At 41.3% G+C, this 12353-nt stretch carries 6 protein-coding genes; all 6 read right to left on the reverse strand.

Annotation, left to right across the window (positions count from 1 at the left end):
* Positions 1 to 84 precede the first annotated feature (84 nt).
* The 6 genes from B0X70_RS12345 to B0X70_RS12370 all read right to left on the reverse strand — a co-directional run bounded on the left by B0X70_RS12345 (position 85) and on the right by B0X70_RS12370 (position 12307).
* Positions 85 to 5166: an RHS repeat-associated core domain-containing protein gene (locus B0X70_RS12345; protein ID WP_217471622.1), complete on the reverse strand. Its 5082-nt coding sequence runs from the start codon at positions 5164 to 5166 to the stop codon at positions 85 to 87.
* A gap of 131 nt (positions 5167 to 5297) precedes the next feature.
* On the reverse strand, positions 5298 to 6701 hold the full coding sequence (locus B0X70_RS12350) for a hypothetical protein (protein WP_105394793.1): 1404 nt from the start codon (positions 6699 to 6701) through the stop codon (positions 5298 to 5300).
* A gap of 570 nt (positions 6702 to 7271) precedes the next feature.
* Entirely contained in the window at positions 7272 to 8420 is a 1149-nt protein-coding gene (locus B0X70_RS12355; protein ID WP_246593510.1) for a C2 family cysteine protease, read from the reverse strand.
* 319 nt (positions 8421 to 8739) lie between these two features.
* Positions 8740 to 9360, reverse strand: a complete 621-nt coding sequence (locus tag B0X70_RS12360) for an L-threonylcarbamoyladenylate synthase (RefSeq protein WP_036805745.1) — start codon at positions 9358 to 9360, stop codon at positions 8740 to 8742.
* Between the two features lie 27 nt (positions 9361 to 9387).
* Positions 9388 to 10248: an RNase RNM gene (gene rnm / locus B0X70_RS12365; protein WP_105394790.1), complete on the reverse strand. Its 861-nt coding sequence runs from the start codon at positions 10246 to 10248 to the stop codon at positions 9388 to 9390.
* Positions 10249 to 10438: 190 nt separating this feature from the next.
* Positions 10439 to 12307 carry a glycoside hydrolase family 18 protein gene (locus B0X70_RS12370; protein WP_217471624.1) on the reverse strand — a complete coding sequence of 623 codons (1869 nt, stop codon included), beginning with the start codon at positions 12305 to 12307 and terminating at the stop codon, positions 10439 to 10441.
* Between the last annotated feature and the right edge of the window lie 46 nt (positions 12308 to 12353).

Genomic DNA, 12353 nt, shown 5'->3' on the forward strand with positions numbered 1-12353 from the left:
ACGAATTTTAAAGTCAATGATTCTATAAATATATTCGTTGTTAACCTCCTCTAAAAAATTAAGAGGAGGTTTCCATTTGTGACGTTACCGAATGAGTTTCAGCAGAAGGTGTTTAAGAGAATTTGCTCTAATCTTATAAGTCTTTAGTTCCAAATCATTTTGTATATATCCTTTAACAGGCACTAGCCGCTCAAAACTGGGTCGATAATGCCCAGAGTGATTAACTAAGAAAATTTTATTACCCGCTCGGTGAAGATACCCTGCACTTATCACACCACTCTGACCTGCAATTGCAGCCAGTGCAGGATGGGACAACATCTTAGGATCAACCTCTTTACTGATGCTACCTATTGCCAACTTTCCTTCTTGGTTAAAAACAAATTTATGCGATCGAGTTGTATCACTAAGAACATCCAAATCACTTGTTTTATGTACTACGGTTACAGTAGCCTCACCTTCACGTTGGGTCCACCCGGCAAGATTTTCTTCTACAGGATAGAGTTTTTGCTTGGTATTTTCCAATGTTCCCTCTCCAAGACCTGATGTCTCTGCGGCACCTTCAACATTACCAGCCGCATCCATCGCGCCGATTTCTCCCGCAGCCTCAACCCCTGCGTCAGCACCAACAACCCCAGCATCCAATGCCGCCTCCTCAGGTATCGCAGCGCCACCCGTTACTATCGCCGCCGCAATTTCCGTTGTTACACCCAGTAACATCTCAAAAAGATCGACTACAGGCCCACGACCCGACGGATCGGTATTATTGATCGGGTTTCCATTATCAAACTCGTAACCATTGAAGCCCCCTCTACCAAACGGACTGGCTCGGTCCTGCGACATAAAACACCCAATGCGCGGGTTATAGCCCCTGTAACCATTCCCCAGCAACTGATCACCGCTCACTGGGTCTGTAGGTTGTCCAATATAACCTTTGTCTGGAACAGACAGATTTTCACTGCTACCAATTTCTGACGTATATCCTAGAGGAGTATAACTCCGGTAATTTGTGCTTGTACTGCCCGTGATTTGAATAACTGACCCTTGGTTGTCAGTTCCCAGAAGCTGGGCCTGCCACCTTTCACCGTCATTTGTCAATGAAGCTAACCCCAATAGACAAGCTGCTTGCATATTTCCCTGGATTTCATTCACCAATGTCTGTCCTTGGTACCAGAAAGTCCGTATTGGCTGCTCCACCGGTTGTAACGCAATTTGTCGCCCCAGTGCATCATAAGCATAACGAGCAAGCAATGTGCCGTTATTCTCAAAGATAGCAGTACGTTGATTGAGGCTGTTATAAGTTAATTGCCGACCTTGCTCATCTGTTAGCATATTGCCATTGCCGTCATAACTGAAGGTAGCATCCTGATCCGTGTTAGGAACGTTGCTGATATTGATGAGTTGTGTTGGATCGGTATCACTGTACTGGTAAGTCGCCGTGTTACTGCTACTATATGAATAATCAGTGATTAATGTTGCCACATTGCCATAGAGGTCAAAACTAAAACCCTGTCTATAAATAGCGTTCCCAGTTATATCCACCGGATACTCATTACCTTCGCAGGTATAGGTTCCCAGTTGCCCCAGTAAAGTATAAGTGTAGGTCTCTGTCTGAACAGACACTTTGTTACGTAACAATTCGCGTTGCGTGATTTGGTTGAGGGTATTGTAACTTAGTATCAACGTTTGCTGGTTACTCTCGCCATTCACCGTCGTATAAAATGTGCGGATTTTTTCCCGGCCAAAAGTGTCATTGGAAAGTAACAGTATCGCTGTATTCCCTGTATCACTATCCACAACAGTGACTTTTCCTGGTTGCCCAAAGAAATTATAAGCAATATCAACAGTCAACATTTGTTGCGTACAACTATTCAGACGACCTAATGAATCATAGTGCAAAGTTTGTGTATTTCCGCACACATCCGTATAGGTAAGCAGTTTTCCTTTCAAAGTATAGGTATATTGCGTATTTTTGCTTGGTTGCGGGACACTTTCAATTGTTAAATCAAAACGTTCCGACTTTAGCTGACCAGAGCTAAAATAAGTCATGGTTGTCTGATTGCTATTGCCTACGTCATCTGTCAGTAAAGCAGTCAGCATGACACCACTGATATCGTCATAGCTGTACTGAGCAGAAGGGGTGAAATTATCACCTAGAACTGCGGAAAGCAGGACATTCATTAATCGAGGCTGGTAGTTCAGAGTGATATTATCCCCTACTGGTGTGGTCATCTTTTGTGGCTGCAAATCACCACTATCATAGTAGGTATATTGTGTGACACGTCCCCCAACCGTTTCGGTCACGATGCGATTGAACCCATCAAAGGTGCGCTCACCGAGCGTAACAACTTCATCGCATTCCGAAGCACGGACACCCACTGCTATCGGCAATACCTGTGTACTACCTGGAGCGTACTGCGTAACATTCTGAGTAAAATCAGGCCGGGTTTTCACTGTCGGACGTTGATACACATCATAATCTGTACTTGTCACATTTCCCTGGTCATCGGTGACCTGGCGCTGGTTCCCAACGCCATCATATGCATAAGTCGTAATGGCATAATGCTCTTCATTTGCATTCTGCATTTCCGTTGTGATTGGGACACCCAAAACCGACGATGTTGTCAACGTACACTGTGCTTTGAGCTGCTCTTGTGCATTTGGAGAACTTTGCAGATAACTGAATGTCGTGTTGGAGATAGGATCTTGTATTGTGATGTGCTGATGACCATCACTGTATGTGACAGCACTAACATTTCCCCAAACATCATAGGAACGGGTTGTCGTCGCAGAATGGGACGGGTTGTCAGGCGTATCCCCTGGAACGTAATCTATTGCTGTGGTGCTAATAACACTACCACCAGCATTGTAGCTAAACTGACGAACAAGGTAGAAATCCGGAGGAGCCGTAATAACACCATCCACATCCAGGAGAAATGTTTGAATCGGATGACCGGCGCCGTCATAGAGGGTCTTTAGTTGTCCATTTTTGGCATCAGTTTGCAAAAGCGTAGCAGGTGTCTGTATCGATGACAATTTGACATCAAGCTTAGCAAAATCATATTCGTATGTTCGGATAGCCGCGTAACTAGTATTGATGGCCGCAGCTTCAGATATTACCCGACCTAATCCGTCATACTGATAATCCAGCGTCGTACACGTCTCCGGCTGATGACTATTTTGTACGATCCGTAACGATTTCCCGGCAGTACTGGTTACCGATTGGGTTTGCTGCAACAGTTCTCCAGCAAATAGAGTCGTAGCGGTACTCACTAAACCGGTGTAATTCAGCGTTGGAGCCGGTGTCTGTGTCGAATCTCCCGATACATAGGCCATTATCTGCTGGGATACCGTACTGACTGGTTGAGCCCCAGCATAATCATACAATGTCGTGCTTACACTTTTTTGGCGACCGTACACTAAAGAGCTGTCATGAGCATCCAAAGAATCGTAATAGGCATATTCGACATCGCTGTACAAGGATTCGGTTCTATCCACCGTGTAATACTGGTTCTGATGCGCCGTGACAATATACTGCAACTCAGTATTGTCGTAACACGGCATAACAGCGTATTGATAGTGCATTCGGGAAATCGGAGCATCATCAAATAGAATGCCTTGTTCGGTATCAACCGGAGCAGGGGTTACCACCTTATCTTTGATATGCCAGGAAAAGTTATTAGGATCAGGCGGACACTGGTTGTCACCATCGCTCTCTCCAGTAGCCGGATAATAACTAAACTCTGTGACAGTACCAGCTTTATCGGTTTTACTGACCAACTGACCATTTTCACTCCAATCAAGCTGCGTGGTTTCGGTACGAAAGAGTGCCGGAGAAACACTATTATCCTGGTAAGTAGCATCAGCTTGCGTTGGGAGTTTATACCTCGGATCTTGCCCGGCAATGTCAGAACTCTCATTAACATAACCATAAGAACTGTTTAGTGTTTGTGTGTGAACGCTATCATCCCTCGTTACCACTTTTCTCAGTAGCGAATGAAATTTGTCGTAGGTCTGTGTTGTCACAACGGTAGTGCTGTCATCAAACACGGTCTTCTGTTGGTTGGTGTAACAGTACGCCTGTGTGACATGCAATAAAGTGTCAAGATTACTGGTTAACGAGACATTTGGCGCGCCATAGCCGAAGAAATTGTTGCCTGTGTTATCCCCCTCAATCCCAGAATCCCCTGTACCGTAGGTGTAGGTACTCACCAAGTCAGGTGTCCCTACCCCCGGTGACTGAGTATATTGGGTAACCCCCCAAATATAGGTAGGATAACCCGCTGGAGGATTAGGCAGAGGAAGTTGCGCCAAGTATTCAACATTCTCAACCATCCCTGTAGCATGCACCACCTGGGTCAAGTAATACATATGCACATTATTGGGTGACAAATCCTGATACGTCAGAGTGTAAATCAGAGACTCTGGATAGGTGACCTTGGTCAATAATGCATTTTGGACCGTGAGTGTAACGACATAGCTATCAGGGTTGTTACTATCAGCCTCCCAAGTTGTTCCATTCTGTACTGGGTAAAACAGTACATTTCCTCCAAGGCAAGGACCGTTACTATCTACATAACACAGCACCATACCGGTATCATCAATGATAGACTGCAACTCACCGCTCCCGGGCACATATTGAACAGTCAAAGAGCGCCCATTGGCAGAACGAATCGATGTCAGCAACGCATCCTGTAGGCGACTGCTATCTAAGCTGAAAGTGTAAGTCAATATTGTACCGTTGGCATAGGTGACCGTCAGCGTTTGTCCATCCTGTGCAATATTCACACGCAACGTCAGCAATAAATGCCCATCCAGAGGTTTATCTCCCGAAGTTAAACCGTCCAATACCACCCAAGACATACCTTGGAGCAAACTGAGCTGCCCACTATTAGAATCACTATCAAAACTGTATCGGGGAACTGAAAGTGTCCAACCATAACCCCAAGGTTTTTCAGGGTAATTCCCGGCGCTTTGAGTATAGGCTTGGTCACTCCAGGCAGTGAGTGGATCAAAGGCTAACGTTAGGGCTAGTGAAGGTCCATTGCCGGCATTGCCAACAACACTTCCCAACGTAAAACGTTTACTGAATAAGCCGGTTCGTAAATCTGGCTGACCGGAGAGATAACTGCTTTCGTTAAAAGCACTAGAATAAATAGGTGATGCCATGAAAGTACCTCGCAATTTATAAGATTATGAAATTATGTTGCGCTCATATGGCAAAGAAAGTAACGGTATAGATCATCAGATAAATACCACGGCAGAATTAACGTGCCGTGGTGTTTTTCCTTGGGATATGCCTAATTGTCGTTATCAACCATTGCTGATTTTATGGCATAAGTGACCGAACCATATTCAGGCTCATAACGAACATCCCCAGCATCACCGTGAATATTGTAAGACGTCCATTCGGCAATAAATTGAAATTTAATGATGTTGCCGAAATTGTCCCGGGCACGAAGATACCCCATATTATTGTGTTCCTGTTTAAGGCTCGCCGGTGGATGTTGAATAGATGATGTATCAATGATAGTCAACCGACTCACCATCATATCACCTGGAACATTTGGCTTATGGAGATACCCCGCCCCGCCATTATTAGTTCGCACTACGATTAGTCCTAGCCTATTAGCTGTCTTGGAAATGGTGTTTTCCCAATCATCCGCAAACGCTCCCCACAGAGAAAAAGGATCACTACTGGTAAAAGGTGGAATATGAGGCGTATACCAGAAGTTATAATAATTCTCGTACCAGTCGCTCCAAACTGGTGTGTATGGATTGTTTTCATCATAAGTAGTGATAGGAGGAAGATAGGTATTACCTTTAGCAATATAAAATGTTGAGCAGGGATAAGAACCAAAATAATTTGAAGGTTGGTCTACAGGTTTGAATGTATTTAACGTAAATCCCATAAGAATAGATTCGTTTTTCCCTGATTCTGCAACATTACAATGTGTTGCAGAAGCCATATCATCAGTATTCTCATCCATAATCCAGTCAATAAAACAAAAATTGGATGATTGCCCTGTCCAATAATCAGCATAATTAATTTCATCAATACTGAGTGAACCTGGGGTATCTGAGCCAGTAGGAAGTTCTGCTCCGGCAGTAATAACATTGCTGGTATAAGTAAAATCACTCGTACTAAATGTGGGTACCTGGCACTCTACCGTTACTCTTGAGCTGCTGTAGGTGGAAGCCGGATTCGTGTTCGATGTAGGAGATTGGCTATTACCGTCAACGCAAACAAATGTTTGAAAGGTCTTAGCTCCCATTGTAGAAGGAGGTAAAAGATAAAATGGTAGACTACCGGTAATTATTTCATTTTGAACATCGACATTTAGGCTATCTGTGGTCAAGTTTTCGGCATAAATATCGTGAGCATAAGCGGCGCCCGGATCATTAGTTTGGTTAAAACTTTGGATATTTAATTCATTAGATATGATTTCAGAGGGATTATCGTAATCGTAAAAGCTAATATTCTGCTGAATATAACTTTCTACATCACTTTGAGTTTCACTGCCTGTTGGTGTGTATTGATATCCCACATAAACAACACCTGTCATGCATCCGTTAATGTAAATATTACGTGTTTGATTTGTTGGTGAAGATGGAGCACTGTTAGTAATGGAAACCCAAAGAATAGATAAGTTGCTGGGAGTAATGTCAACTTCGATATTGTAGTTAGACGGATTTTTTTTCATATATAACTCACCAAATAATTATGGTTTAAGTAACCGAAACGAGAAAACTAACCCAAGTCAAAAACTAAGATCTTACTGATGAACAACGGTTTTCTCTATTCGAGTAAATAGGACGGTCGTAATTATCAACAACAATAAAAATATCTTTTACCTAATATTTCATAGAAATATTGAATATAACTATCTTATTTAAGTTGGTAGATTTAGGTTCGTCAAGGATAGCTGTAATTTTTTTATTATATACAACCCAAAGATAATTAATAGAAATGAATTAATTATTTAATTAGATTTTTTATCTTGGCATTAATCTATTAATCAACAATGAAAATAGAAACATTATTTCAATCATCATAGAGATATGATTATAAATAAAATGAATAAATAACTTCGCAAAATAATCTATCACTTAAAAGGGAACTCAATCCGGTTTTTGCAATCTGAGCGCTCGCCGGATTGAGTTATGCTAATAATAGCATCTGGGCTAATTGCTTTTTATAACTACCTACTCCATTAGAGCTACTTTATTTTCTATTACTTTGTAATAATTAATTTAGCAAATCAAAAATTTCATCACTCTTGAATTGGAGATGGATTTGCAATATTTTTCAGTGAATCAGGGATGGTTTCACTGAGATACATATCGCTGATTTTTGGTAAATTCTTAACATAAAGATCATATGGCATCCAGAATGATTTCCCTTCAAATCGGCTATTCTGGAATATCTCATTTTGCACGTCTTCTGGAATATTTTTCCATTCAGCAGAGTCAGGAGAATATGGACCTTTGTATTTAACGACATTCCACGGATTATGCAGTCGTACTAACTTAATATCATTCCATTGTTGAGCATCTAATATTAAATAAGCATGACCTGATACCAAATCCGTAGACGAACCCGTTCCTTGATAAGTCACATGATGTTTTACTTTGAAGATATCGATAAATTTCTCATCCCAAATACGATCCTGATTATCCTGATTAATACCGGTATTTGCTGTCGATTCTATACCAAAATAGATTTCATTACCGCCGCCTAAATTCTCATAGCTTCCATGCAATTTCGCAAATGCTTTTTCAATCAGGTAATACCAAAATTCATTCTTATCTTCCATAGCAGAGAAATTAACGCGAGGCAGATCATCGTCAATCAATAAATAACCAATCTTAGATTGATTGATGATTCTAACGGAATAAACGCCCGTTGAATTATAAACTGGCGGATAAATGGAAGAGAATAACAAATTATGCCCTTCTGGATGGGACGCAATTGCTCCAATGGTGCTAACAAAGCCGCAATTGCCAAGATAAAGCTGCCCCATATCGATCATCTCTACCCCTTTAATAAACATGCTAGGGGATTCAATAAAATCTTTAATACGACTATGCTTATCAACTCCTCCACTTTGCCATTGTTCAGGAGGATATGAATCATCCAATAAATAACCATTTTTCTCTGATAATGCTTTAATTAGGGCCAATACCGGATCTTTTGCATATAAAGTGACTCCGTTAAAGTCAAAAGGTTCACAGGTAGCCAGAATATCATTTAATTCGCTTAATTTTATCGCTTTATCAGGATCTCCGATCAATGCTTCTTGCACTGATTTTTCAGCATATGCGTCACGCCCACATGCGCTTAAATCCCTATCTGGTGATTTTGGCCAGGAGTGAACATTACTGACATCAACTGGTTTATCGGAGAAATTAACAACTGACATTTTCAATATCCCTTGATTTTATAATGGATGGATAACCTTGCGCTGTTATTTATATTAAATAACCAGCCCAAAGATTTTATACCTAATAATATGATCAAATAATTAGCAAATATACTTACCTTAGGTGCGGTAAATATTTCCTTATCACGTTATTAAAATCAACTTAATTATTAAATAGATGATAATTTTATTTTATTGAATCAGTATCAATAATTCGAAATAACAATAACCATTTCGATTCCATTAAAAAATCAAAAATATAAAGCCTGCGTATAATACACAGGCTCTATATAGATTCTGAAAATAATTACTGCGTAGCTTATAAGAATGGCGTGATATTGCCAGCCCCTTCCCGTATTACAACCGGCGTATCCTCAGTTAAATCAATTACGGTGGTAGGCTGTTGCCCCAAATAACCCCCGTGAATAATCAGATCAACCAGTTTTCCCAAATTATCTTTAATTTCTTCAGGATCAGACTCAGCAAAATCATTGCCCGGCAAAATCAGGCTAGTGGACATCAATGGTTCACCCACTTGTTCAAGCAGCGCCAAGGCAATTGGATTGGATGGAACACGTAACCCGATGGTTTTCCGCTTATCATTCATCAAACGACGAGGTACTTCTTTCGTCGCACGCAAAATAAACGTGTAATTACCCGGCGTATTATTCTTAATCAGACGAAAAGCTGAATTATCGACATAAGCATAGGTCGATATTTCTGACAAATCCCGACACATTAAGGTGAAATTATGATGACTATCTAACTGACGGATACGGCATATCCGAGTCATCGAATCTTTATCTTCCAGATGGCAACCAATCGCATAACCGGAATCTGTTGGATAAACAACTACCCCACCCTTTTTAAGCACATCCACACTTTGCCCTATTAAACGCGGCTGCGGATTATCAGGATGAATATAAAAAAACTGGCTCATAAATTACCTCTTAATTTTATGCAGCCCCTACAGTGACCAGTTACGCCATATTGGTACCACATCACCGGGCAACCACAATTTACGCCCTAACTCTATCCATGAACAAGGCTGGTGAAAATCAGAACCTAACGAAGCCATCAAATCATATTCCCGCGACAATTGACCGAGATATTGCCGTTCGTTAGGCGCCTGCTGGCACTGTGCAACTTCCATTGCATCACCACCATGTTGTTTAAACCAGACAATCAGACGCTTCAACCATTTAGTCGATAAATCATATCGTCCCGGATGAGCAATGACTGCTTGACCACCTGATTGATGAATGGCATCAATAGCTTGTTCAATTGTACACCATTGAGGTGGAACGTATCCGATTTTTCCTTTTGCCAGATACTTTTTAAATACTTTCGCCATTGTTGGCTCTTTGCCTATTTCAATTAAATAACGGGCGAAATGGCCTCGCGTCACTTGTCCACCCTTCGCTAACCGATTCGCCCCTGCCCAAGCATCGGGAATACCCACCTTTGCTAATCTGCGGCCTATTTCAATTCCTCGTTCTTTTCTGAGTTCAGCTTGTTTACCGAGTAATGTAGCCATTGCATTTGATTGAATATCAATGTCTAAACCAACAATGTGAATCTCCATATTTTGCCACAGGGTAGATATCTCAACGCCTGATATCAGTTTTAATGGCAAGTTGTGTTGGCTGATATGTTCATTAGCGGGCAAAATAGCATCCGTTGTATCATGATCCGTCACAGCCAATACATTAACGCCCATTGCCACTGCCCGTTCAACCAACTCTGATGGTGAAAGTAAACCATCCGATGCAGTCGTATGGCTATGCAGATCATAAATTGTCACCCATTCAGTCGTTGAATTTGTCATTATTCCGTTCTCTGATTAAATAGCTAGGTATAGCTTAGCGATAAACGGTGACATTTTACAGAATAGAGCCCTATTCAGCCCTAAAATATCGGGCTGAATAGAGTAATTTTAAGAGTGAAGAAATTCACGGATGAGAAACACAATATCCCTTGTTATTGACAGAGAAGAATTAATAAGCGTTTTTCTTCACCTAGCCAATAGATTTCAAATAATAGGGCTTACCCGGATTATAGAGTGGCCCCATGTCGATGGTCTCATCATTAGATTTAGCAACATAACCCATTCCTTCTCTGGCCGCGTTCGCCAATAAACCACAATCCTGATCGCCTGACCAAGAAAATATACCGCCCAGTTTATTCTTAGCGACATACTCCGCTTTCTGTTTCACCGTGCGTGGTGTATCTAATGAGATAAAGTGTCCTGCTGTTTCACTAAACAAGAAATCGGCATCAGCATTGGTATCCGTCATTAGCACAAAGCCATTTTTCCCGGTCGCGAGGGTGTGTTCGCTATCCAGATAATTATTAACAATATCAAAAAATTCGGGTGAGCCTTTTTCCATTGTTCCTAACGCATCGCCAGTTTTATTATATTCACGGGTTTCAAGCTTTGCTCCTTTGCCTGCACGACCATAGTTAGCATAACCTAAATGAATTTTCTCCAAAGGTATGCCAAGATCCTGATGTAAGTAATTGATAGCAACTTCCGCGGATAAATCAGATGCCCCTGATGGATCAGGATCTTTTGGCGAATAGAGATTGGTATGATGGCCGATATAAGGCGCCCATCCGGTACCAAAATAGTCGTAACTCATTAAATAAATATTATCCAAACCATTCTTGACTAATTCGGCAATATTGGAGGTCTCTAATTTCGTTTTTACACCACTACAAGCAATGGAGATCTCTTTTCTGTCCTCTCGCCCAAATCGGCTATCCAAAGACTCACGTAATTCTTTAATTAACACAGCGTAATATTCCCCATCTTTCGGATCGTAAACATTGCCATCTTCACCTGGGCTTCCGGGATATTCCCAGTCAATATCGACACAACTGAACATAGGAAAGCGTTCAAAAAAATCAATAATACTGTCAACAAAAACGCCACGTTTTGTTTCATCAGCCGCCATCACAGAGAAATAACCGGACATACTCCAGCCACCAATACTAAAAGCCAGTTCAAGTTTATGACCCGCTAAACGCGCCGTTTTTTGTAATTCGCGTAATCCGCCTAATAAACCGGACGCTTTCTTTTGTTGATAAAAAGGCAAAAATGTTCCTGCATTAATATCAGTATTCGCACTTTCCTTAGGTAATCCCACATTACGGGCAGTACCTAAATCACCATAAGGATCAAGAGGAACAATATGGCCTTCGGTAATTTTTATTTCACTCTGGCTATTCCAGCCATCGGCAACTTCTTTAATCGTCTTCCCTTTTACACCAGTATCACCGTAAATACCCAAGAAGCTGAATATTAATTTATCATAAGCAGTCACATTGATAGTGCTTAAATCAAATCCTCTTCCCCGATCATCCGCTTTTTCATCCTTACCATCTAAACGCGCATCATATTGGCACCAATCAGTAATATAAGCAGAAAGTTTCGGTCTGGATTTATCGCTTTCATATTCATTAAACATCGGGCGACAAACACGTGTCGCAGTATAAGAAAGGTTGCCCGCTGAACCATCCGGTTTAAAATTAACATCCGGCCGTTGATAGGTTTTTTCTGTAATATCATCCGGTTGTAAAACCGGTGAAGGAATATCTTCTGTCGGATCAACGCGCCCATCGGTAGGATTTCCGTGCTCTTTTATCTCTTCTTCCGTCGCTTGACGAATATATTTCCAGGCGTTGTGCGGTGTTCCCTCTTTAGCCGCAGGATCAGGAATATGCCAGCGCTCAACCCAATAGGTATTGGTATAAACACCACCATTAAAAATAACATTATAAACTTGGCCGCCTGCCTGATTTTTCCATGCGGTTAATGGCTCACCAATAATATCACTTATGTCGGACATGGATTTCGATGAGGTATAAGTATATTTGTTTACCATTTATAAACTCCAATGAAATTTATATTTAGCCTCCACATGGATAGAA

It is taken from the genome of Photorhabdus akhurstii (genome assembly GCF_019090985.1).
Classification (GTDB): domain Bacteria; phylum Pseudomonadota; class Gammaproteobacteria; order Enterobacterales; family Enterobacteriaceae; genus Photorhabdus; species Photorhabdus akhurstii.